Source organism: Bradyrhizobium sp. 186 (assembly GCF_023101685.1).
Taxonomy (GTDB): Bacteria; Pseudomonadota; Alphaproteobacteria; order Rhizobiales; family Xanthobacteraceae; genus Bradyrhizobium.
Window position 1 is genome coordinate 3,712,119 of sequence record NZ_CP082164.1, and the last position, 24,719, is coordinate 3,736,837.

At 59.7% G+C, this 24,719-nt stretch carries 17 protein-coding genes; 13 read left to right on the forward strand and 4 right to left on the reverse strand.

Annotated elements, in window-relative coordinates; genetic code table 11:
- Nucleotides 1-55: 55 nt before the first annotated feature.
- Both IVB18_RS17655 and IVB18_RS17660 read right to left on the reverse strand, forming a co-directional pair.
- A complete protein-coding gene (locus IVB18_RS17655; protein WP_247990301.1) occupies nt 56-1,393 on the reverse strand; it encodes an NAD(P)/FAD-dependent oxidoreductase in 1,338 nt (445 codons plus the stop codon).
- Between the two features lie 121 nt (nt 1,394-1,514).
- Complete coding sequence (locus IVB18_RS17660) at nt 1,515-1,874, reverse strand: hypothetical protein (RefSeq protein ID WP_247990302.1); 360 nt, start codon at nt 1,872-1,874, stop codon at nt 1,515-1,517.
- Nucleotides 1,875-2,164: 290 nt separating this feature from the next.
- Here IVB18_RS17660 and IVB18_RS17665 point away from each other — a divergent pair, with 290 nt between their 5' ends.
- From IVB18_RS17665 to cyoD, 5 genes are read left to right on the forward strand one after another with little or no spacing between them, the layout of a single operon-like run.
- A complete protein-coding gene (locus IVB18_RS17665) occupies nt 2,165-3,226 on the forward strand; it encodes a heme o synthase (protein WP_247990303.1) in 1,062 nt (353 codons plus the stop codon).
- Nucleotides 3,227-3,266: 40 nt separating this feature from the next.
- Nucleotides 3,267-4,106 (forward strand): ubiquinol oxidase subunit II, encoded by an 840-nt coding sequence (gene cyoA, locus IVB18_RS17670; RefSeq protein ID WP_247990304.1) that lies wholly within the window; start codon nt 3,267-3,269, stop codon nt 4,104-4,106.
- A complete protein-coding gene (cyoB, locus tag IVB18_RS17675; protein WP_247990305.1) occupies nt 4,103-6,091 on the forward strand; it encodes a cytochrome o ubiquinol oxidase subunit I in 1,989 nt (662 codons plus the stop codon). Before cyoA ends, cyoB begins: the two co-directional genes overlap by 4 nt.
- The gene (cyoC, locus tag IVB18_RS17680) at nt 6,088-6,720 is read left to right on the forward strand and encodes a cytochrome o ubiquinol oxidase subunit III (protein WP_247990306.1); all 633 of its coding nucleotides are present in this window, start codon (nt 6,088-6,090) and stop codon (nt 6,718-6,720) included. Before cyoB ends, cyoC begins: the two co-directional genes overlap by 4 nt.
- Nucleotides 6,721-6,767: 47 nt before the next feature.
- A complete protein-coding gene (cyoD, locus tag IVB18_RS17685; protein WP_247991665.1) occupies nt 6,768-7,112 on the forward strand; it encodes a cytochrome o ubiquinol oxidase subunit IV in 345 nt (114 codons plus the stop codon).
- 151 nt (nt 7,113-7,263) lie between these two features.
- Here cyoD and IVB18_RS17690 read toward each other — a convergent pair whose 3' ends face one another.
- Nucleotides 7,264-7,551 carry a hypothetical protein gene (locus IVB18_RS17690; protein WP_247990307.1) on the reverse strand — a complete coding sequence of 96 codons (288 nt, stop codon included), beginning with the start codon at nt 7,549-7,551 and terminating at the stop codon, nt 7,264-7,266.
- Between the two features lie 654 nt (nt 7,552-8,205).
- Here IVB18_RS17690 and IVB18_RS17695 point away from each other — a divergent pair.
- The 6 genes from IVB18_RS17695 to IVB18_RS17720 all read left to right on the forward strand — a co-directional run bounded on the left by IVB18_RS17695 (nt 8,206) and on the right by IVB18_RS17720 (nt 16,608).
- Complete coding sequence (locus tag IVB18_RS17695; RefSeq protein WP_247990308.1) at nt 8,206-9,006, forward strand: acetoacetate decarboxylase family protein; 801 nt, start codon at nt 8,206-8,208, stop codon at nt 9,004-9,006.
- 129 nt (nt 9,007-9,135) lie between these two features.
- Nucleotides 9,136-9,936: an acetoacetate decarboxylase family protein gene (locus IVB18_RS17700; protein ID WP_247990309.1), complete on the forward strand. Its 801-nt coding sequence runs from the start codon at nt 9,136-9,138 to the stop codon at nt 9,934-9,936.
- Entirely contained in the window at nt 9,937-10,092 is a 156-nt protein-coding gene (locus IVB18_RS17705) for a hypothetical protein (protein ID WP_247990310.1), read from the forward strand.
- A gap of 93 nt (nt 10,093-10,185) precedes the next feature.
- Entirely contained in the window at nt 10,186-10,773 is a 588-nt protein-coding gene (locus IVB18_RS17710; RefSeq protein ID WP_247990311.1) for an AraC family transcriptional regulator, read from the forward strand.
- A complete protein-coding gene (locus IVB18_RS17715; protein WP_247990312.1) occupies nt 10,770-13,619 on the forward strand; it encodes a winged helix-turn-helix domain-containing protein in 2,850 nt (949 codons plus the stop codon). The genes IVB18_RS17710 and IVB18_RS17715 overlap by 4 nt, the downstream gene beginning before the upstream one ends.
- A 109-nt stretch (nt 13,620-13,728) precedes the next feature.
- Nucleotides 13,729-16,608 (forward strand): winged helix-turn-helix domain-containing protein, encoded by a 2,880-nt coding sequence (locus IVB18_RS17720; RefSeq protein ID WP_247990313.1) that lies wholly within the window; start codon nt 13,729-13,731, stop codon nt 16,606-16,608.
- A 12-nt stretch (nt 16,609-16,620) separates the two neighbouring features.
- Here IVB18_RS17720 and IVB18_RS17725 read toward each other — a convergent pair whose 3' ends face one another.
- On the reverse strand, nt 16,621-19,233 hold the full coding sequence (locus tag IVB18_RS17725) for a LuxR C-terminal-related transcriptional regulator (protein WP_247990314.1): 2,613 nt from the start codon (nt 19,231-19,233) through the stop codon (nt 16,621-16,623).
- Nucleotides 19,234-19,630: 397 nt separating this feature from the next.
- On the opposite strand from IVB18_RS17725, the gene IVB18_RS17730 reads away from it, so the two are divergent.
- Both IVB18_RS17730 and IVB18_RS17735 read left to right on the forward strand, forming a co-directional pair.
- Nucleotides 19,631-22,495, forward strand: coding sequence for a winged helix-turn-helix domain-containing protein (locus IVB18_RS17730; RefSeq protein WP_247990315.1), 2,865 nt, complete (start codon nt 19,631-19,633; stop codon nt 22,493-22,495).
- A gap of 129 nt (nt 22,496-22,624) precedes the next feature.
- The gene (locus tag IVB18_RS17735) at nt 22,625-24,337 is read left to right on the forward strand and encodes a thiamine pyrophosphate-dependent enzyme (protein WP_247990316.1); all 1,713 of its coding nucleotides are present in this window, start codon (nt 22,625-22,627) and stop codon (nt 24,335-24,337) included.
- Nucleotides 24,338-24,719 lie beyond the last annotated feature (382 nt).

Below are 24,719 nucleotides of genomic sequence, written 5' to 3' on the forward strand. Positions count from 1 at the left end.
TGCAGTCCTTAACCAATTGCCGGAAACGACTACGACCGGGCCTGACAGACCACGACTATGACGAGGACGAGGACGACCGCGGATTTTCGGAAATCAGCCGTGAGCTCCGTTGCCCCGACAGATACGACCAGAGCCACTGCGTCTGGACTCGAAACCTGTTCTGGAGCTGCGGCAGCGCGAGCACGTGCAGCGCGGCCCACACCCACCAGGTCACAAAGCCGCTGCTGCGAAAATGGCCGGCCTCGAGGATCGCGAAGTTTTTGCCGACCACCGCCATATTGCCCTTGTTGCGGTACCGAAACGGTCGACCATCCTTGTGTCCTCTGACGCGGCTGGCGATGACCTGCCCCACAAATCGTCCCTGTTGAATGGCTGCCTGCGCCACTCCGGGCACCGGATGACCATCCTGGGTCATCATAGCAGCATCTCCTGCAACAAAGACGTTAGGGGCCTCGGGAATGTCCATGAAGGCGCCAACGATTGCGCGCCCGGCGCGGTCCGTCTGGGTCCCGAGCATTTTCACGACCGGGGAGGCGCTGACGCCTGCCGTCCAAAGTACGGTGGCGCTGGGAATGCGGATGCCGGCCGCGATCACGCCCTGGTCGTCGACCTTCTCGACCTTTACCCCCGTCGACACCTCGACGCCGAGTTTCGTAAGTCGCTTGGCTGCCTTTCGCGACAGCGACTCCGCAAAGGTAGGCAGGATGCGAGTGCCGCCGTCCAGCAAGACAATTCTGCTCTTGGCAGGGTCGATCTTGCGGAAATTGTTGCGCAGGGTCACCGAGACCAGTTGAGCGATCGAAGCGGCAAGCTCGACGCCGGTCGGACCGGCGCCCACCAAAACAAAGGTCATTTGGCGAGCGCATTCTTTCTCGTCATTGGTTGATTCCGCCAATTCAAACGCACTCAGGATCTTGGTCCGGATCGTTTCGGCATCGTTCAGGCTCTTGAGGCCCGGTGCGAACTGCGCGAACTCGTCATGACCGAAATAGCTCGGATGCATTCCGGTCGCGATCACTAGGAAGTCGTATTGGAGTTTTCTACTTCCAATCTCCGGGCAAATGGCCTCGATCGTGCGAGCCCCGAGATTGATGCCCTTGACCTCGGCCAGCAACACGCTGAGATTTTTCTGTTTCGCCTCGAGCTGTCGGATCGGCGCCGCGATCTCGGATGGCGCCAGAACAGCGGTGGCGACCTGGTACAGAAGCGGCTGAAAGATGTGATGATTGCGCCGGTCGATCAGCGTGATCTCGACATCGGCTCGTTTCAGTGCCCGCGCCGCCGCGATACCGGCAAAGCCACCGCCGACGATTAAGACGCGCCTTTTGTCCGGCGCCGGCTGTGTCAATGGCTGCTTTTCTTGCGGGAACGATTTGGTCAGAACTGTTGTCATGGGTGTACCGACTCTTTAGGGCCAGCAGGCTCGTCAGGATAGATACAGGGGAGCTGCGGACTATTCTTGGATGGCGCTGCGGCGCATTGAACGGCCATGCCTCGCCATGTTTTCAGATCGGTCAATTGCGCTGTGCGGTCCAGTAGCCAGAGCATCGCTCACCTCCCGTGTGACCGCTCCATCTCCCGCCGCCCGATGTCCCCGTAAGCCTGCCCGTGCCGGACGCAAATTTCTCGTGAACCGTCACTGACGCCCGAACGGAACCGGATTTCGCGACGTACCCTCTGAATTTCACCAGATTGGGGTGGGTCACGATGCCGTCGGAAATATTGACGGTGAAGTTGTAGCTGGGATCGCATGTGCCCCTTTGCGTCATGAAGACGAGATCCCAGGAGCCGTCATAGGCGGATCGCGCCTGCGCGGCGGACGCCGAGGCCATGAGGCAAACAGTTGCAATCATCCAAAGCGACGACGTCTTCATGGATGGTCCTCCAAAGCCGCGCGTTGCGGATATCCGAACGATGATCTGCTTTAGAAAAAAGCCGACGCGGCGCGCTTGTCGAAACGTGCTCAGATTGTCCTGAATCGTGCGATCGCAACGCGTATCGTCAAATCGGGATTCTTCAGCGGACAGTTTTGAGCATGATTGGCCCCAATCGAGCAGCCACGTTCAATTACGGTCGAAAGCGAGAATGCATATTGAATGCGTGTACTGACGGCTGTGCGAACGGAACACGTCAGCGCTCGCCTTGAATGAACCGGAGCAGCGAGATGAACGTCAAATCCTTTGCCGGCACGATTTGGGAACGGCGAGCTCGCTCCGCATCACCATCTCATTCCGTTCGCTCGCTGGCCGGTCAATGGAGCGTGTCTGACTTCGTCGCGCTCACAAAGCCACGCGTCATGAGTCTCGCCGTCTTCACCGCGCTCGTCGGAATGAGCATCGCCCCGGTTCGGCCTGACGTGCCGGCCATTCTTGCCGCGGTTCTTGCCATCGCCGCCGGGGCTGGGGCCGCCGGCGTGCTCAACATGTGGTACGACGCCGATATCGATGCGATCATGACCCGCACGGCCACGCGGCCAATTCCCCTCGGCAAGGTCTCCCGGTTCGAGGCGCTTGTCCTTGGACTCGTTCTTGGCGGTTTTGCTGTGGTGGTTCTCGCCTTGGCGACGAACCTCATGGCAGCCGCATTGTTGGCCGGAACGATTCTCTTTTATGTCGTCGTGTACACGGCGTGGCTGAAGCGGACGACGCGACAGAACATCGTCATCGGCGGCGCCGCAGGCGCGCTTCCGCCCGTGATCGGATGGGCCGCGGCAACAGGGGACGTCGGACTGGAGCCGCTTGCGCTGTTCCTCATAATCTTCCTGTGGACACCGCCCCATTTCTGGGCGCTGGCGCTCAACCGCACCGATGACTATGCCCGTGCCGGCGTACCGATGTTGCCGGTTGTTGCGGGACGCGCAGCTACAACGAGGCAGATCCTGATCTACAGCAGCCTCCTGACTCTCGCCTCGGAGCTGCCTTTGGCACTGGGGTTTGCGGGTGTGATCTATGGCGTGACCGTTGCGATCTGTGGGGCGCTCTTCCTTGTACTCGCATTCCAGCTGGACAGAAGCGTTGGGCCTGATCGCCGCCCTGCTCACAGGCTGTTCGTGTTTTCCATCGCCTACTTGTTCGTGCTGTTCGCGGCGCTCCTGGTCGACCATGGCGGCAATTCATCCCCGCGCATGCGTGCCTTGCATGCTGGCCTCGGCATCCCGGTGCGTGCCGAGCTCCCGCCGGAGACCGTTCGCACCGCATGGCGCACCACCAACCTCAGTGAGGTCTAACATGCGATACGGCTTACTGGCTGTCCTCCTGATCGGGGCCATGACGCTCGGTGGCTGCAATGAGGGTGTGCTCGATCCGAAAGGGCCGATTGCGCTGGCCGAACGGCAAATTCTGTTCAACGCGCTTGGCATCATGCTGGCGATCGTGATCCCGGTGATTGCTGCGACTCTTGGCTTCGCTTTCTGGTTTCGTGCATCGAATGAGCGTGCGCGCTATCGGCCAGATTTCACATATTCCGGACGTCTTGAGTTGCTGGTCTGGTCCATCCCGGCGATGACGGTGCTCCTGGTCGGCGGCGTCGCATGGATCGGCGCACACGACCTTGATCCGGGCAAGCCGATTAGCTCGACGGTCACGCCTGTCAACGTTCAGGTCGTCTCGCTCGATTGGAAATGGCTGTTCATCTATCCAGAGCAGGGGATCGCGAGCGTCAACAAGCTGGTCGTCCCGGTTGGTACGCCGATCAGCTTCGAACTGACCTCATCGAGCGTCATGAACAGCTTCTTCGTGCCTCAGCTCGGGAGCCAGATCTACACCATGTCCGGTATGGCGACGCACCTCCACCTGCAGGCGGACCATCTCGGAACCTATGCAGGGATATCTGCCATGTTCAGCGGTGACGGCTTTCCCGACATGCGCTTCACGGTCGATGCAGTGACAGACGACAGATTTACGCAATGGGTTCGCCAGACCCGCGAAACTGGTTCGGCGCTCGATAGGCAGGCGTACGCCGACCTGGTCAAGCCGAGCAAGGCGGTCGCGCCGTTCACCTATCGTAGCGTCGCCCCCGATCTATTCAGCAGCATTGTAAACGCTGACATGGGTACGCAAGACTCCTCTCTATCAATTTGTTCAACGTCGCAGAGGGCAGAGCGATGAATCTCCTTGGCAAGCTCGATTGGAACGCGATTCCCCTCCATGAGCCGATCATCATGGGCGCAACGGGCTTCATGGTCCTGGTCGTGGTGGTTGTTCTCGGATTCGTCACGGCGAAGGGAGCCTGGCTCTATCTGTGGCGCGAATGGCTCACCTCGGTCGACCACAAGCGGATAGGCGCCATGTATTGCATATTGGCGCTCGTCATGATGCTGCGCGGTTTCAGCGATGCGATCATGATCCGCGCGCAGCAGGCGCTCGCAGCCGGCGGTGCACAAGGTTATCTGCCGCCGGAGCATTTCAATCAGATTTTCTCGGCGCACGGCACGATCATGATTTTGTTCATGGCAATGCCGTTCGTGGTAGGGCTGATGAATTTCGCAGTACCGTTGCAACTTGGTGTTCGCGATGTCGCATTCCCTACGCTCAATTCCGTCAGCTTCTGGCTGACCGCGTCGGGCGCGTTGTTGGTCAACATTTCGCTGGCCGTCGGCGAGTTCTCAAAAGCCACCTGGTGGGGTTATCCCCCCCTGAGCGAAATGCAATATTCGCCCGGCGTCGGCGTCGACTACTATCTTTGGTCGCTCCAAATCTCCGGTATCGGCACCTTGCTGGCGGGCATCAACTTCGTCACGACAATCCTCAAACTGCGCGCGCCAGGGATGAGCTATATGCGCATGCCGGTCTTCTGCTGGACCGCGCTTGCCGCTAACCTGCTCATTGTCGCGGCTTTTCCGGTCTTGACCGCGACGCTCGCGATGTTGGCGCTCGATCGCTATCTCGACTTTCACTTCTTCACGATCGAAGGCCAGGGCAATCAGATGCTGTACTCCAACCTGTTCTGGGTATGGGGGCATCCCGAAGTCTACATCCTGATCCTGCCGGCGTTCGGCGTATTCTCGGAAGTGATGGCGACCTTCTCCGGTAAGCCGTTGTTCGGCTATCGCTCGATGGTAGCCGCGACGATGGCCATCTGTATCCTCTCCTTCGTGGTCTGGCTGCACCACTTTTTCACCATGGGTGCCAGCGCAAACGTCAACGGGTTCTTCGGCGTCATGAGCATGATCATCGCTTTGCCGACGGGCGCGAAAGTCTTCAACTGGCTGTTCACCATGTACGGTGGCCGAGTTCGGTTCTCGGTGCCGGTGTTGTGGTCGATTGGCTTCATGGTGACTTTCGTCATCGGCGGCATGACCGGCGTGCTCATGGCGGTTCCTCCGGCCGACTTCCAGCTGCACAACAGCGTGTTCCTGGTCGCGCACTTCCACAACGTCGCCATCGGCGGCGTCGTGTTCGGCGTGATGGCGGGGTACAATTACTGGTTCCCCAAGGCATTCGGGTTCAAGCTCGACGAACGCTGGGGCAAAGCCTCGTTCTGGTGCTGGCTCGTCGGCTTCTATGTTGCCTTCATGCCGCTCTACGTGCTGGGCCTGATGGGCATGACCCGGCGCATGCAACATTACGACAATTTGTCCTGGCAGCCGTGGTTGATAGCGGCGGCCTTCGGCACCGCTATCATCCTGGTCGGCGTCGTTTGCCAAGTCGTGCAACTCGTTGTGTCGATCCGTAATCGCGAGGAGCTGCGCGACGTGACCGGCGATCCGTGGAACGGCCGTACGCTCGAATGGGCGACAGCGTCGCCGCCGCCGGCATGGAACTTTGCGTTCCAACCCAAGGTCGCCGGACCGGACGCGTTCTGGAGCAGCAAGAACCGCGCGCAAGCGACGAAGGACGAGCCGACGCCGACGCGCAAGTACGAGCCCGTCGAAATGCCGAAGAACAGTGCCACCGGCTTTGTTACTGCCTTCTTCGCTGTCGTCATCGGCTTTGCGCTCATCTGGCACATTTGGTGGCTGGCCAGCGTCGGAGTGTTGGGCGCATTCATCACGTTGCTTGCCTTCTCATTCCGCCGTCACAACGAAATTGAGGTGCCAGCCGAGGAGATCGCCCGGTTCGTACGATCCCACCAGGCAGGAGTTGCAGCATGAATATCGCCGTCGCAATTGATCAGATTCCGCAAGACGCACTGCCAAGTGCGAGTGAAGGGGGACCTGCTCCAAAGAGGGTCGTGGTCGCATATGGCTTCTGGATCTTCCTGCTGAGTGACATCATCATGTTTGCCGCGCTGTTCGCGAGCTACGTGGTCCTCGTGCGCTCCACAGCCGGCGGGCCGACCGGCGCCCAGCTGTTCAATCAGACTACGGTCGCGATTGAAACTGTTTGCCTTCTCGTTTCGAGCTACACTTGCGGGCTGATGTCCTTGGCCATCAATTCGCGCCGCTACTTCAGGACCTATTTGGGGGCTCTGATCACTTTCGCACTCGGAGCCACGTTTCTTAGTCTCGAGATCCGCGAATTCTCAAGCTTGATCGCCATCGGTGCGGCGCCGCAGCGGAGCGCTTTTCTGTCCGCATTCTTCACGCTTGTCGGATGCCACGGGCTGCACGTCGCGCTCGGACTGATCTGGCTGATCGTGATGATGGTGCAGGTGGCGGTATTCGGATTCGCTGCGAGGGTGCAGCATCGCCTGCTCTGCTTCTCCTTGTTCTGGCACGCGCTCGACATCGTTTGGGTCGGGGTATTCACTGTGGTTTATTTGATGGGAGTGAGTTCATGACCGAAGCTCGACACGAACGCGCACCCGGAGACAGGCCAAGCCGCGAGATGCACGCATCGGCTCCATCCGAGTTTCTCGTCTACACGATCGGCCTAGTTGTGGCGGTTCTTCTCACGGCCACGTCGTTCTGGACTGCAAACACGACGCTGCTCTGGCCGGGCGGCGTATTCCTCGGGCTCGCTGTCCTCGCCATTGCCCAGATGGGCATTCACCTGGTGTTTTTCCTGCACATCAGCAGCGGGCCGGAAAGCACCAACAACGTGCTCGCGCTCGCCTTTGGCGCTCTCATCGTATTCGTCCTGATCGCCGGCACGATGTGGATCGTGGCAGACATGAACGCGAACATGATGATGCCGTCGGGCGCGCCGATGAGCATGAGGATGCAACATTGAAGAGCGTCGCGGGGATAGCTGCTGCCAATCGAGCATGCCGTCCCTGTGCATGGCGTTTTCGATAGTTTTGGTGGGCTCATCGATCAGGCGGGGGGAACTCGGCGGCGCGGTCGCCGATTCAGGGCAGAGTCAGATGGATGCGTCTCAAGCGTCAGACGCGATCGTTACCCCACACGCTCTCGATCAGCGCTGAGGCCACGTCGACGGTCAGCGTCGGCCAGGCGACCACGAGGTCGAGCGGGTTCATTGCAACGACCGATCCGGCGAAGCCGCTCATCATCGTCCGCCTGGGGTAGCACCCCATCCCGCAATAGCGCTTTGAGCTGGAAAGGTCGTGCAAATAGCCCCATTCCAGCGATCGCGAACACGCCGTGCAGACAGCGGGACTGCGTGGCGCCATGTTGTTCACCACCACAAACTTCATTGTGGAAATGGACATCTAATAATCCGTCTATCTTATGGTGCGTTTGCGAGTGCTGTTGCTGTCTCTGGTGCCGGGCATTTGCGTGATTTCCACCTGGATCACCTGCCTGCAAGCATCGCTGAGTTCGGAGTTGCGCTCTCTGAGACAAATCGTTATGTCGTCCGCATTGGGGATGAACGCGCTGCACAGTCTGAACACGTCAGGCGTGCATGCCAAGCGCTGTTCCGGTGTCCCTTGCGAGAACGAGGGGGCGGGCCAGGCCGTTGCGAGCAGCAGGCACTGGGACACGCACCACCGCTTCAAAGATCTTGCCTGTCGCGGTGTCCGTCCGTCTTGGCTTTTCGTTTTCATCCAAATTCTCGCGATGGTTAATCGAGGCCGATATTCGACCTCATCAAGGAGACATCGATACGCTCTCGCCGGACCGCGGGCTTGTCGCGAAATGTCAGCATTTGTAGCTTTCGACCCTGCTGCGGCCCTCCACCTCCTGGAATGGACATGCGCGGGATCGGGTAATACGGAGTTGTTCGCTTCAACCTGTTTGCATCAACGTCGGGTAGCACAAACCACCAAATCATCACACGTTTGTCCAAGCGTTGAGCTTGATACCAACGCTACGTTCTATGTCGGAATGATACGCCTAATACGGACTGCTGGCGGGGCGACGACATGCTCAAGGGATTTTCGGCTCCTCGGTCGCCTCAGGGCATTGCGGCATTGGTCCCGTCGCCACCCTGGCACTTCGCGGGTGACGTGCTCGCGGTGGAATTCTGGAATGATCCCGATGTATCGGTCCATATCCTTCCGACGGGTGTGGAGCTTGATGAGCAATGTCGAGGCCGCTCTGTTGCACTCTTCACGGACTATCAGTTCACCGCGCAGAACGACGAGCATCTGGACCCGGCCAGATATCAGTGTCGCGGGTTCAGCGTTCTCCTTGACGCGATGTGGAAGGGGACACGAATAGCGTGGTGCCCATACTGCTATGTGGACAACGACGCTGCAGTGATGAGAGGCTGGATTCAAGGCTATCCGAGAAAGTTCGGCACTGTGCACCAGACCCGCACTTTCGCCGCTGCGAACATGGCTTCGGCTCCACTCGGCCATGATGGCAGATTTTCGGCCTGCATGTCCGCTCACGGCCGTTTGCTGGTGCAGGCCAGCGTTACCTTGCGCGAAAAAGCCGAGCGTCTTGTCGGGTTTCTCGATCGCCGCATTGTGGGACGGCGGTACTTTCCGCGGCTTTCCGCGGGCATGCACGACAAGCCGGCTGTGGATGAACTCGTTCGATGCGTTTCGGATCGTCTCCTGATCACAAACATCTGGATCGGCGAGGGTGACCTCAATTTTCCGGAAGCCTATGGTGAGGAGCTGGAGATGCTGGGGCCGCTCAAGGTGGGACGCGGATATCGGTTCTCGTTTTCCTATTCCGTAACCGACATCGAGGTTTTGGCAGACCTGACCGCCTAGCAGTCGGCTGATGCCAACAGGCGTGTTCTGGATTGCGGCAGGAATAAACAAACCGGCGCATTTCAATCAAATCAAGCGAGGCTGGTTTCGGTAGCCTCTGTGCCGAAAGCGATGCACTAGGACGCGGGAATGCTCAAGGGCTTTACAGTTCCGAAGTCGCCATTCGGCTTGGCCGCGCTAACTCCGCCTCCACCCTGGCACTATGCCGGCGATGCTGTCGGAGTCGAGTTCTGGACGGACCCCGACGCGACAGCGGCGACATTGCCGAGTGGTCTTTCCCCGGACCCGGAGTCAAACGGTCATGCTGTCATGCTGTTTCTGGATTGGCAGTTCACCGCCCAGGACGACGAGTACCTTGAGCCGGCCCGTTATCAATATCGCGAGGCGTTTGTCCTGGTCGACGCAATGTATGCCAACGTGCCGGTCATGTGGTGTCCGTACATCTTTGTCGACAATGACGCTGCGCTGGCGCGCGGCTGGACGCAGGGATTTCCGAAGAAGACGGGGAGCATCTTTCAGACGCGCTCCTTTATGGCCTCAGGGCCCGCCGCGGCGCCGATTGCGCCCGGCAGCCGGTTTGGCGCCAGCCTCTCGGCGCATGGCCAACGTCTCGCGGAAGCGTGCGTCACCTTGCGCGAGCCGGTCGAAGACGGATTGTCTCTGCTCACCCGCCCCACAGTCTTGCTGCGATACTTCCCGAGCCTGGTCGCCGGCCGCCAGGACAAGCCTGCGGTCGACGAACTGGCGATGTCGGTCACCGACAATCTCACCGTTGCCGGCGCATGGATCGGAACGGGAGAGCTCAATTTTCCGGAAACGAATGGCGAAGAACTCTACTCGCTCGTGCCGAGGCGGATCGAGTCGGGATTCCGGTACTCGCTTTCCTACTCGACCAGCGATCTGAAGGTCCTTGATGACCGTGGCTCATAAGTGACTACTCCTGCCGTAACGGCGAAGCGCACAGCCCGCCGCTTCGCCAAGAAGGCATTGCGGCATCTCGTCGGCGACGATCCCTTTGAAAATAAAAGACTTTTTGTTGTTGTTCTTGAGCATTTGCCCAGTAAAGGAGCATTTGCCCGTATTTAACTGTTCAGAACGTTACTTAACAAGCCAAGAGGCTCCCCTTGCTGCACTCTCTCGCCGATCCGGGCTGTCGGACTGATCGTCGAGGGAATAACTATGGCAGGACTTCCGGCTACCGCCCCAGAACCTTCCTTTGCAGCTGCTCAACAGTTCAGCCTGGTCGCGAACAGCCTGGCCACGCTGCTTGAAACGGCGAGGCGAGAGCTGGAGCGTGATCGAGATGCGGCCAGGGTGTCGCTGGCCACGGCGTCCCACATCCTGCAAGCGGCGATCGAGCGCTGCTCGGGCGCGAATGGCGCCACAAGGGGCGGTCTGGCGGCGTGGCAGATCCTGCGCGTACGTGCTTACATCGACAGCAATCTGCACCGTACCATTCACATTCGGGATCTGAGTGAGGTAGCACGTCGAAGCCCGGCGCACTTCTCCCGGAAATTCAAATTGGCTGTTGGTGAATCACCGCATGCCTATGTGGTGAGAAGGCGCCTGGAGAGAGCCTGTCACCTGATGATGACCAGTGCGGTATCATTGAGCGAGATAGCCTTGAGCGTAGGCTTTTCCGATCAGGCACATCTATGCAGGCTCTTCAGACACGCTTTTGGTCAGAGCCCGGCCAACTGGCGACGCGAGCGCGGCATCCCTGACGAGGTCAGCTTAAGAACCGGCTTGGACGAGAATATCCCATGAGCGATCAGCGCGGCAAAGTGCTGAGCTTCGGCCCTTTCGAACTGTCGATCGGGGGCAGGATTCTGACAAATGGCGCAAAGGCCGTCCCGCTCGGCGCTCGCGCCATGGACCTCCTCATTGTCCTGGTGGAGCAAGCAAACAAGGTCGTCGGCAGGAGAACCCTGATCGAGCGCGTTTGGCCTAAGCGCGGAGTTGAACAAGTCAGCCTGCGCGTCCATATTTCAGCGCTGCGGAAGGCTCTCGATCAGAGCGACCCCGGAAGGCGATATATCGCGAACGTGCCCGGGCGGGGGTACAGCTTCGTCGTACCGGTAACGTCACTTTCCTCGCCAATATCCGGGGATCTCAATCCATCTTCGAGGCCCCGACTGCCGGCGCGCCTGGTGCGGATGCTCGGACGAACAGAGGCGCTCGCCGCGATCCAGATGAAGCTGGCCGAGCAGAAATTTGTGACGATCGTCGGTCCCGGCGGGATCGGTAAGACCACCGTAGCCGTGGCGGTTGCCCATGAGATGAGCACCACTTTCAATGGCCAGATCTATTTTGTCGACCTGAGTGCTCTCGGCGGCGCTTCGCTCGTCGCTCCAGCAATGGCCGCAGCACTAGGCGTGTCGGTACAAACAAACAATGTCGTACCAGCCCTGATCGATCGGTTGCAGGGAAGGCCAACGCTCATCGTTCTCGACTGTTGCGAACACCTCATCGATGAGGCGTCGGCTGTGGCGGAAGAACTGATTTGCCGCGCCCCGACACTGCATTTGCTCGCAACTAGCCGGGAGGCGATGCGAGTTGAAGGTGAACATGTCTATGAACTCTGCGCGCTCGCATGTCCTCGGGAAGACAGCACCATGTCGGCACACGACGTCCTGCAATATCCCGCGGTCCAACTGCTGGTCGATCGCGTGCGGGCCGTACGTGGTGACTTCGAGCTAACAGATGCGGATGCGCCGATTGCCGCAAGGATCTGCCGGCGGCTTGACGGAATTCCGTTGGCAATCGAACTCGCAGCCGGCAGAGTCGACATATTTGGCCTCAGCAAGGCCGCAAGCCTGCTCGACGAGCGACTGAACTTGTCATGGGTGGGGCGCAGAACCGCCCCGTCGAGGCACCAGACGTTGAACGCGACGTTGGAGTGGAGCTACGACCTGCTCGGCGAGGCAGAGAAGCGCGTATTGAATCGGCTCAGCGTATTTGCTGGCGGATTTGCGTTCGAAGCAGCGGTCGCTGTTGTCGCTGACGAGACGATAGATGAAGCAAACGTCTCGGATTGCCTTTGGGAGCTACGCTCGAAATCGATGATTGCCGCCCAGGGACAGGGCGCGAGGCTCCACTTACTCGACACCACTCATGCCTTTGCGTCACAACGGCTCTCCGAAAGTGCGGAGGAGGTTAGTTGGCGCCGGCGTCACGCCCTCTACTTCGGCGACTTGTTCAAACAAGGCGCTTCAATGGACATTCCTGAAAGGCTCCGGGCGCTGGGGGGCGAGGTCGACAATGTCAGAGCCGCTCTGAACTGGGCTTTCTCGGTCGAGGGTGATGCAAAAATTGGTGTTGAACTTGCCGCCGCCTCTGCAAGCACTTGGATGGCAATGGCCCTTCTTACCGAATGCCGGGAGTGGATGACGAAAGCCATCAGTCGGCTCGACAATGCGAGTGCCGGCTCGCGTCAAGAAATGATCATTCAATCCGCACTCGCCAGTTGCATGATGTTCACGGACGGTATGACCGAAGAGTCGTACGCAAGCTGGGCGAAAGCGCGCCTTCTTGCCGAGTGTCTCAACGACACCGAATGCCAGCTCGATTCTCTGCTTGTTCTTTGGGCCCACCAGATACGGCTTCCGAGTTATGCCGAGGCGACAGAATTGGCAGATCGATGCGGCGATGTCGCTGATGTGAGTGACAATCGTGGCGCGGTCGCAACGGCCAATTACATGCGCGGCGTAACATATCACCACATTGGGCGAATATTGCAGGCCGAAGCTTACTTCGAATTGTCCCTGCATCGCGATGATGAAGCGTCCCGACGGTCTCTCATCAAGCGGTTTGGCTACGATCGGAAAGTCGACGCCCTGGCCGTATTGGCCAACCTGACCTGGCTCCGGGGCTGTCCTGATCAGGCGCGGCGCCTCAAACTGACGTCGATCGCTGAGGCACGCCAACTGGATCACGCGGTACCGCTCTGCGTGGCGTTGGCTTGGGCAAGCTTCAACACGTATCTGACAAGTCCGGACGATCCCGAGACTGAATCGCTTGCCAACGAACTTGTCGACCACGCCGGAAAATACGCTGTGGAGAGCTATCACGGCTTCGGCCTTGGCATGCAGGCTCTCTGCGGCGTCAGGCGGGGCGAGGGCGATACAGCTTCTGCGACGCTCTACCGCGGTTTGGAGAAGTTGTCTGCGGCGCGGTATGGAGTCTTCAATTGGATCCTGCAAGCGGAGTTCGCAAGATGTACGGCCGTCGCGGGCGACCCACGGCATGGACTTGCTGTCTTCGAAAGGGCTAAGATCAATCTCGACGAGACCCAATGGTACGCTGCGGAATTGCGTCGCATCAGAGGCGAACTGGCCCTGTACAACGACGAGGGGCTTGCAGTTGCCAGACAGTATTTTTTGTCTGCGCTCGAACTGTCCGCCAGCCAATCCAGCTTATCGTGGGAGCTCAGGGCCGCGACCAGCCTAGCTATTGCGGAAAAATCGGCCGGACGAAGGGAGCGCGCGTGCCAGGCGTTGCAACTCACCCACGCAAAGTTCCGAGAGGGCCTTGAGACCGTCGATCTACGCTTGGCCAAGCAGGTATTAGCCGTTTCACATTTGCACGATGGCGCCGCCAACCCGATGCACTGAGGCTTGTTGCTGGAGGAGATTTCGGGTAACCCTTGACGGGCTGGGTATTTGCTCAAGACCGACGACGAACGGCGTAACGACCGAACGTTGAGGCTTGGCGGAATAGGTTATGTCGGTCCAACCAATTGGCTCATCGCGTGCAATGCGGCTTCGGTTTGGCCCATTCGAGCTGAATGTTGCCGAGCGCTCTCTCAGCAAGGCGAACCAGATCGTTCCACTTGGTGGCAGGGCCTACGACATCCTGATGGCCCTGCTCGAAAGCGCCGGTGAGGTCGTTCCCAAGTCCGAACTGATCGCGAAGGCATGGCCTGACGTAACGGTCGAGGAAGGCAGTCTTCGCGTCCATCTATCGGCGCTACGCAAAGCGCTGGGTGATGGTCAGTTCGGCAACAAGTACATCGCGAACATCCAGGGCCGCGGCTATAGCTTCATTGCGCCGGTCACGCGACTTCACGCGGATAGCGACAGGGGCAGCGCATCTTCGGGATTGTCCAACCTGCCGCCCGCACTGGGCCGCATGGTTGGTCGTAACAACGTCGTCCTTGAGATTCAGCGGTTGCTCCAGACGGAACAGCGCCTGATTACAATTTTGGGTGCCGGGGGCATAGGCAAGACGACGATTGCCCTGTCCGTCGCGCACAGGGCGCTGGCCGACTTCTCCGGGGCAGTATTCTTTGTCGATCTTTCAACGGCAAGTGACAATGAGCAGGTCATCGGCGCTGTCGCTTCGGCGGTCGGGCTCGCCCCGCAGTTGGTCGATCCAAGGGAGGCGTTGCTCAATTTTCTGCGCGCTCGCAGGGCGCTCGTCATTCTCGATAGTTGCGAGCATCTGATCGAGAGAACTGCGGAGATCGCCGACCATATTTTTCGGAATACCCCCGGCATCTACATACTCGCGACCAGCAGGGAAACTTTGCGCGTTCCCGGCGAGTGCGTATTTCGTCTTTGTCCACTGGACTGCCCACCAGAGCAGCCGCGGCCGACTGCGTCAGAGGTCCTTGCCTATCCGGCAGCACGGTTGTTCGCCGAGCGCGTCAGTGCTCGCCGCGGCAACTTTTCGCTCAGTGACGACGAAGCTCCCATGGTTGCCGAGATTTGCCGCAAGCTTGACGGCATTGCGCTCGCCATCGAGCTCGCCGCCGGAAGAGCCGCGGTCTTCGGCGTCAGGAATACCGTGGCAAGGTTGGGTTCGCGCCTTGATCTTCTGAAGTTCGGTCGCCGGACGGCGAATCCGCGGCATCAGACACTCAAGGCAACGCTGGACTGGAGCCACGATCACCTGTCCGAGGTCGAACGAATTGTGCTGCGACGTGTCGCGATCTTCATCGGGCACTTTTCATTGGAAGCGGCGTGCGCTGTTGCGGAGCAAGGAGGAATTGACCGGACCGAGATCGAGGGCGCGGTAGAAAGCCTTGTCAACAAGTCGCTGATAGTGGCGTGGCCCAGCTACCGGCGGATGCTTTACCGATTGCTCGACACCACGCGGTCCTATGCCTTGGAGAAACTCGCTGCGAGCGGCGAACATAATTCCATGGCGGCGTATCACGCGAGCTATTTGAGCCAGTCATTGCAAAACACCCGGGGCAATCTTTTCGATCTGGGGCCCGGACAATTCCTGGCAGACGCGATACAGCTCTATCTTGGAGATATCCGCACCGCGCTTGAATGGAGCTTTGGCCCCGATGGAAGCGATGGCGCGGCCATACGAATGGCGGCGGCGGCCTCGCAGTTGTTTGTGGCCAAGTCGCTTTTCGTGGAGTGCCGGGATTGGATGGAGAAGGCGATCGATCGGATTGCTGCGGACTGCGACCCGCGGGACCAGATGGAAATCCACGCTTCGCTTGCCTTGTCGCTGATGTTCACCGCCGGGAACAGTGAAAGGGTTCGCGATGCCTTCAATACGGCGTTGACGTTCGCAGAGCGGCGCGAGGATGCCTACCAGCAACTACGGCTTCTCAGCGGGCTGTCGATGTATCTTCATCGTACGATCGACGCGGCGGGCAGTCTTGAAGTTGCGCTACGCGCAGAGTCTGTCGCGAAGAAGACAGGAAGTCCGGAAGATGCCGCGCTTGCGGATTCGATGCTCGGAGCAGCGTATTATATGCTTGCGGACCACGTCCGCGCGCCAAAATACCTCGAGCGGGCTCTCCATAGGTCGCCGGCTTCCCGACGATTCAACGCAACTCAGTATCTGTTTGATCTGCGCACCACATCGCTGTTCAACCTGACCCGATCGCATTGGTTCGCTGGCAATCTCGACAAGGCGGTCGGTTATTCCGGAAGAACCATCGAGGAGGCCGAGAAATCGGATCATCCGATCGCGCTGTGTCGAGCCCTGATCCTGACGATGCCTCTCTATTTCTGGATCGACGACTTGGGTCAGGCCGAACGGAACCTCTCTGCGCTCGAGCTCACCGCCGAGAAATATTCGTTGGAGCCATTTCGCGCTGTCGCCGTGGGTCTTCGGGGGCGCTATCTGATTCGCGTCGGCCAGACGGAGGATGGCATGTGTCATTTGCGGGACAGCGTGGAAAAGCTGCGGATACTGCGATACGAAATGCTCGTAACGGATTTTGTCTCCGAATTGGCGGTTAGTCTGGCAAAACAAAACGAGTGCGCGGAAGCGCTGGCTCTCATTGATGGTTCGATCGCCACGCAGCTTGGATCGAAGAGGCCTCTTCACCTACCGGCGCTGTTCTTGGCGAAAGGCTCGGCCCTTGTGTGCGGAGAATCCCAACAGCGTGATCTGGCTGTGGAGTGTTTTGAGGAGGCAATGACCCTGGCAGGGCAACAATCGGCGCTTTCGTTCGAACTGCGGGCGGGATTGGAGCTTGCGCGGCTTTGGATTGATCGGGGCCAAATCCGAAGAGCCCATGATCTCATTGAACCCATTCACGGCCGATTTACCGAGGGTTTCGGAACGCCGGATCTCGCGTTGGCGAGGCAGATCCTCGAGCAGACGCGTGTTCGTGCGCGGCAAGCTGGATGAGGGGACGAAGTGTCACTGCGTGGTGACAATGCCGAGGGTCTGTGCGCGTGACACAGCCTGCGCGCGCTTCTCCACACCCAGCTTGGTGAAAACGCTCTTGAGGTGCGACTTCACGGTCTCGGGGCCGATATCAAGGCTTCGGGCGATTTCCTTGTTGGACAATCCATCCGCGATCAGCGTGAGAATGTCAGTCTCGCGACGACTCAATGCGCTGAGGATCCGTGCGCTTGAGCTCGGCGCCGAGCGATCTTGTCGTGCTCGCTGCAGACCCGCCGCGAGCCGGTCGACGTAGGGGATCAGATCCGTTTTGACGTTTCCTCCCTCCCGGGTCGCCCGGAGAAGCTCGGAAATGACTGGCCCCTCGTCCAGGACGGTCTGATAAAGACCGGCCGCAGCACACGCGGCAAGCACGCGGCGAAAGCGGCTCACCGCCTCCGCGGCCTTGCCCGCGCTGAGCTGAACGGCCGACAGGCGGATTGCAACGCAGATCAGGAACTGACGGTGCTCCATTGCTTCGGCTTCGTGCTGCAATTGTTGCAGGATGGAAATGGCCTCGTCGGGACGGGCTTGCTGGCCCAGCAAATGAGCGCGGGCCAATTTGTGGTACCACTCAATCTCCGACCAGGCGCCAGGCCTCGGCGCGGGGTATTTTCGCGCAAGGCGTTCCAGGCGATCGACGCATGCGGCGGCTTCATCCAGCCGGCCATCGTTCAGGTAGAGCCGCGCCTGCTCCGCGATCACGCCGGCCGAGAGCCTGCCCCAATCCCGCGCGACGCCCAGATTTTCAGCTCGCTCCAGCAGAGTGCGCGCTCGCTCGAAATTCATCCGCGCGGCGGCGACCCGGGAGATCACGAAATAGGTGCTCCACACGCAATCGAGCATTGTCCCCGAGTTGATCAGCGGGACGCGATCGATGACCCAGGCTTCCGCCTCATCGAGCTGGCCTTGCTCGTATTTCATTCGCGCGATCAGGCTTGCCGGCAAGGCCGCGGCAATCGAATTCGGCCCGACATCCTGCTCGGCTATCCGCAAGCCCTCGCGGTAGTGCTCGTCTGCCGCTGCGAGACGTATCTGCCGCTCCTCTGCAAGCCCGTTCAGGCAGTGTCGATACACCGAGGCAAATACGTTCCTGCGATCCTCCTCGACCGAATAGGGAATCCATGGCGTCGCATGGAATTGCTTGAGGTTGCCCGCCTTCATATGACTGAAACGAACGACGTTTGAGGCAACGTTCGCGGTCCAGGGATCGGATGACCGGTTCACGCAATCCTGTGCCAGAGGCAGCGCGCTTTCGCTGTCATCCTTCAGCGCGATAGCAACAGAGCGGATCGCCTGGCATTCGCACAGCAGATTGCCGTCCGGCAGAGGCGTTGCAGCGATATCGCCCTCTATGTCAGTTGCGAGCTTCAGGGCCTCATCAAAACGAAGCGCGAGCGCCAATCCCCAGGCGATCGCCAACCGGACCTCGCACTGACCTCGCATGAGCTCGTTGGGAAACTGGCGTTGCCATTCGAGCAGAGTGAAGAGATCGCCTCGCTTTATCAAAGCCATCGCGCAATTGTTGATCCAGCCGATCGCACGATCAGGAGCGCCGGCTGCAATGGCATGTTGGACCGCCTCGGTCCATAATTCGTGGGAGGCATACCAAAGGGCCGCACGTCCGTGCAGTTCAGGAACTTCGATGCCGCGGTCCGCCTCCAGCCGCTGTCTCAGATATTCGGCAAGCAGCGTGTGATAGCGAAACCAGACACCATCATTGTCGAGCGGCGTGAGCAGCATTTGGCGCTCGGCAAGCGATGCCAGGATCGTGCGGCTCGAGCTCAAGCCTGTTACGGCCTCGCAGAGAGGGCCGGAGAGCCGATCAAGAACGGCCGTTCGCAGCATGAAGTCGACCAATTCGACCGGAAGCCCATCCAGCATCTCCGTCAGGTAGGCGGCGATTGGACGCTGCGAACCCGAGAGATTGTGGACATACTCCTTCAGGCCGGATCCGGACTGCGATGGCATGGATGAGATAATTCGCAGCGCGGCGGGCCACCCTTCGGTCTTGCGCTGCAACAGTTGGACGTCGGGGAATTCCAGAACGCCGGGTTTGGTGCCGTCCAGAAACGCCTGTGTCTCCTGCATGTCGAACCGCAGGGCTTCGGCATCGATCTCGATCAACTGGTTTTGGGCTCGCAAGGTCGCGAGCGGCAGGGGAGGTTCGGTACGCGTCGTCAGCACCACATGACAGTGGGACGGTGCGTGCTTCAGAAAATACGCCACGGTCTGGTGAATGCGAGAAGCGCTGACCCAGTGATAGTCCTCGAGAAACAGATAAACATCATCCTCTATCTCTGCCAGATCGTTGATCAGGCTCGACAGGATCGCCGTCTGGTCGATCAGGTTGTTCTCGAGGATCAGCCCAATCGCGCCGGCGCCGACCTCCGGACAGGCCTGGTGCAAGGCCTGAGCGACGTAGAATAGAAACCGCGTGGCCTCGTCGTCGTCTGAATCGATTGTCAGCCACCCGACAGCACTGCCGCTCTGCTCGAGCGTCTCGGCCCAAGTGGCCGCCAGTGAGCTCTTGCCGAAGCCCGCCGGCGCCTTGATGACGCCAAGTCGCTTGGCCGGGAGCTCGGACAAGATGGCGAGGAGCCGGGGACGTGTGACCAGACCGCCGAATCGTGCCGGCAAGATTTTGGTCGCGAGGAATGGCAGCTGTCCTCCGCCAGGCAAGGTGCCCGTTCCATGTATCGGATGGCCGGAGCGCGGTTGTATCAAGGGCTCCCCCTATCCACGTCGGTCTTCCCCCCATTCGGGGGATGCAAACAATGGTGAAAGTGTACGATCTCTGTTAGCGAGAGGGAAGCGCCGGGCATCGTCGGTTGTATGCAGCTCGCATGCCGGTCGCCGCGTGCTGATCCCTTCAAGTCCGCGCGTGGAGCCGAGAGCAAGCTGATGTCTATCAAGAACGCACGCTTGGGTTTTGCGCGGATCATTGAATATCCTGGAAAAGCACCCTAAGCCCGTGCCAAGAGCCATGGCTGACGATGAGCTTCGTGGAAATCTGCGGTTTGGCCCCTTCGAGCTTTCGAGCAGGGAGAGGGTGCTTCGGCGCGACGGCGTGGCGCTGCCCCTCGGCAGCAGGGCCTTCGACATCCTGATCCACCTTGCCGAGCGTCCGGGTGAGGTGATCGCAAAGCAGGAGTTGATCGATCACGTCTGGCCGGACGTGACCGTCGAGGAGGGCAGCATCCGGGTCCACGTGGCTGCGATCCGCAAGGCGCTTGGTGACGGCCAATTCGGCAACCGCTATATCGCAAACATCAAGGGACGGGGCTACTCGTTCGTCGGCACAGTGGTCGCCCTCGGAGGCGTCACGGAAAGCAGGAACGCCAAGTCCCGGCACCAAGGCAGACTTCCGGTGCGACCGATCACAATGATCGGACGCGAGACGGTCGTCACGGAGGTCAGCGACAAGCTTCGAAAAGACCGGTTCATAACACTGCTCGGCCCCGGCGGCATCGGCAAGACGACCATTGCCCTGGCCGTCGGCCGCGCCGTCGCCGAGGGGTTTGGCGGCGAGATCTATTTTGTCGATCTGGAAAGCCTCACCGATCCGCACCATGTCGCCGCGGCCGTCGCGACCTCCCTGGGGCTTGCACTCAAATCGAAAGATCCCGGCCTGGAGCTGGTCGACCTCATTCGGTCGCGGAAACTTCTCGTCATACTCGATAGCTGCGAGCATGTGATCGAGGCGGTCGCCGCGCTTGCCGAACAACTCTACCAGCAAACGGAAGAGATCCATGTTCTGACCACGAGTCGGGAACTGTTGAAGGTGGAGGGTGAGCATTGCTGCCGGATTCTTCCTCTTGATTTTCCGCCGGAGGGCTCAGAGCAAACGGCAAATGCGGTGCTGCGATATCCGGCAGTGCAGTTGTTCGTACGGCGTGTGGCCACGAGAGCAGGCAGCGTCGTTCTCAGCGACAAGGAGGCGCCATTCCTCGCGGAAATGTGCCGAAAGCTGGATGGGATTCCGTTGGCAATCGAGTTGGCAGCGGGGCAGGTCGCCGCCCTTGGCCTCAAGAACACGGTTGACCTCCTGATGTCCCGCCTGGAATTGCTGAAATTGAGTCATCGGACGGCAGTTGCCAGACATCGGACGCTTAAGGCGACAATGGATTGGAGTTACGATCTGCTGTCCGACGCAGAGAGGATTGTCTTTCGACGCATCGCTCCGTTCTTCGGCCATTTCACCCTGGATGGCGCGCGGTCCGTCGCGGGTGAACCTGGCGTGGGGGCCGAGGAAATCTTCGACGCGGTCGCAGGCCTGGTTGAGAAGTCTTTGATAGCAACCCGGATCGATGCAGCGCAGGCACAGTATCGGCTGTCGAACACGACCCGGGCCTACGCGCTCGCAAAACTGGAGGAGCATGCCGAAGTCGACATGGTCTTCCGCCGGCACGCAGAATACCTAGCCGAACACCTCGAATCGCTGAAGGAGACTCTGTCGGCTCTGCCAGGCTCTGAAAGAGTTGCGGCCTATTCTGACCAATTGAGTAACGTCCGTGCGGCGCTCGAATGGAGCTTTGGACCGCACGGCGATGCCGAGACGGCAACGAGACTGGCCGCCGCGTCCACGCAGGTGTTTCTGGAGCTGTCACTGCTGATCGAATGCCAGGCATGGGCAGAACGCGCGATGGCAAGCCTGGGCAATCCGCATCGAGACTCCCGCCGCGCAATGGAAATCTCTGCATCAATACCGCTGGCCTTGATGCATACGGACGGTAACGATCAACGCGTCCGGGCCGCCTTTGCGAGCGCGCTGGAGATTGCGATCGAACAGGGAGATCTCGGCTACGAGCTGAGGATTCTAAGCGGACTTTTCATGTATTCGCACTGGGCCATGGACATTCGGGGTGCGACCGACATCGCCGTCCGAAGCAAGAAATTGGCGATGACGGGGAATCACGACGACATGGCGCTGGCGGAAGCAATGCTGGCGGCCTCCGAACATCTGTTGGGAAATCACCTGGCCACACAACTGCATTGCGAAGCGGGCCTCCGGCACCTGGCGTCCGGACCACGCTCTCGAACGGAACCATATCTCTTTCATTATACGAGCTTCCTGCTCGTCGGCATGGCACGTTCTCTCCTGTACAGGGGCTTGCTCGACCAATCGCTGGACTATGCAAAGCGCGCCAGGGAGGAAGGCAAGAGGTCAGGCAACCCCGCCACGTTTTGCCGATCCCTCGCCTTGATCCTTCCTGTGTTTCTGACCATGACGGACCTGAGGCAGTCGGACCAGTACATCGGTGAACTGAGCGAGCTCTCTGTCGCGCATTCCCTGATGCCGTATCGCGCCATAGCGGCTGGCCTGAAGGGTCAATGGTTGCTCCTTCAAGACAACCGCATCGAAGCGATCCAATTGCTGAAGAGAGCGCTGGAGGAGCTTCACGTCCAGCGTCACGAGATGCTGAATATGGATTTTACCTGCGATCTGGCCGCAGCTCTTGTTGACCTTGGTGAGCACGAGCAAGCGCTGACCCTCACGGTGAATGCAATCGAGCAACAGCAGCGCGCCGGAAAATTGTTGCACATGCCCGCCCTGTTCAGGATGAAAGGGCTCATCCTGGCGTCCCGATCTGCGGAGGATCATTTCGATGCCGAAGAAAGCCTGCTATCGGCAATCGACTGGGCGAAACGACAGTCGGCCACCCTGTTCGAATTGACGGCTGCGACGGACCTTGCCGCACTGTTACTGAAACAGGATCGCTTGCCAGAAGCTTACGAATATCTCAGCGCGAGTCTGGATCGAATGCCGGCCGGAATTTCGTTCCCTGCTCGCAGGCGCGCCGTGCAAATGCTCGGCCAACTCCAATCCGGAACCGACTGCGTCGGCTGAAAGCTGCGCTATCCGAGGCCGCGCGTCGTCTGCGCAGCCGGGTTCAAGTCCCCGCATTCCGATACAAGCCCCGGCGGTGCTGTTGAGTGCACGCTGTGGCAGGAACGGTCACAGCCAGGGTTGAATGTCATGGGCAAGCTGGTCGCGGATATCATTGTTGAAACCTTGCAAAGTGCAGGCGTCAGACATTGTTATGGCGTCGTCGGCGACACTCTCAATCTGATCGCCCGCTCGCTCGAAGAAAGCGAGATCGAGTGGATATCGATGAGACACGAAGAGGCGGGGGCGTTCGCCGCTCAAGCGGAGGCACAGGTCGCCGATCGCCTGACCGCAGTCGCCGGCAGTTGCGGCCCCGGAAGCCTGCATTTCATCAACGGGATATTCGAGGCCAATCGCAACCGCGCGCCCGTCATCCTGATCGCAAGTCAGATCATTCGCGACGAATTGGGCTTCGAGTTCATCCAGGAGGTCGACTTCATGCAGGTCTACAGGGACTGCAGCGTCTTCTGCGATATGATCCATACCCCGGAACAAGCGCGCCGGAAGACCGTGATCGCCTGCCAAACGGCCCTGGCCAAACGCGGTGTTGCTGTTCTGATCGTGCCGGCCGATATCTCCGCCTCGGTCGTGGATGATAGGATTCCTTATGCCGTGCACGTCGCCAAACCTGTCACGCGACCGAACGATGCGGATCTCAGTGAGATCGCAGACATCCTCAACACCTGCGAAAATGTCGTTCTGTACGGCGGATCGGGCTGCCAGGGGGCGCATCAGGAGATTCTCGCGGTCGCCAACAAGTTGAAGGCGCCGATCGCACATACGTCGCGCGCAAAAGACTTCCTCGAGTTTGACAATCCCTACAATATCGGAATGACCGGGATGCTCGGCAACGAGGCCGGGTACCACGCGTTGCTGGACTGCGATGCGTTGCTGATGCTGGGCGCAGACTTTGCCTGGCGGCAATTCTACCCGGACAAGGCAAAGATCGTGCAGGTCGATATCGACCCGACCCATCTGGGACGGCGTCATCCGATCACGAAGGGCGTCGTCGGCGACGTGAAGGCAACGCTGGAGGCGTTGCTGCCGAAGCTGGTCGAGCGCACCGACGCCTCGTTCCAAAGCGCGTATGTCAAACGCTACGCGAAATATCGGGAGGTGGAGCGGGCCAAGGTTGCTGCCGGTCACGATGGAAGCATTCCTGGAACCTATCTCACGCAGATGATCAGTTGCCATGCGGCAAAGGATGCGTTGTTCACGGCCGATGACGGCACCCCAGCCGCCTGGGCCTATCGCCATATCGAGGCGAACGGCCGGCGTCGCATTTTCGCGAGTCTGCTTCATGGAACGATGGCCAATGGCATGCCATCGTCCATTGGGCTCCAGAAGGCAGAACCCGGCCGGCAGGTCGTGTGCATGGCAGGCGACGGCGGGATTTCGATGCTGTTCGGAGACCTGATGACGATCGTCCAACAGGAGTTGCCCATCAAGATTGCCGTCTATGACAACGGCAAGCTTGGCTTTGTGGAGATCGAGCAAAAGGCGGAGGGCATGCTCGATACCTTCACGAAGTTGAAGAATCCGAATTTCGCCGGGGTTGCGCGCGCGCTGGGTCTCTGGGGCCAGACCGTTTCGAGTGCGGACCAGCTGGAGACCGCGGTCAAGGACTGGCTGGCGCAACCAGGGCCCGCGCTTCTGCACGTGCACGTCAACCCGATGCAGCTCGTCATGCCGCCGTTTATGCAGGTCGAACCTGCAATCGGGATGGCGCTTTATTCTGCTCGCGCGATCCCGCACGGCCGAGGTGGAGACGTCTGGGAGATGGTGAAGGAGAATTTCCTCTAGTCGGGTCGCCTTCCCTCAGCAGCAGTGTGGCGGCATCCCGATCGCTTCGCCGCACAGCATGAGAGTGGCCAAGCATTGCTGTCATGGGTCGATCGAGATTGCCGAAATCGCCGGAGTCATCGGCTTTGCCGATGGCAAGGTATCTTGCGGTTGTCGGGGGCGCACTCGCCGTTCTTCTGCTGATAGCCGGCTGGTCTTTGCCGGAGCTGCCGGACAGATTTCCCGATCGGCCGGACAGCATCGACGCGGCGACCATCCGGATCGAATCCGCGCGCAAATGGCCGGACAGGGTGGTCTTTGACACCAATCAGCCGACAATCTCGCCATCGTCCATTGAGGCGGTACCAAGCCAGGAATTGGCTGGGCGGCTGCCTGATAGAAT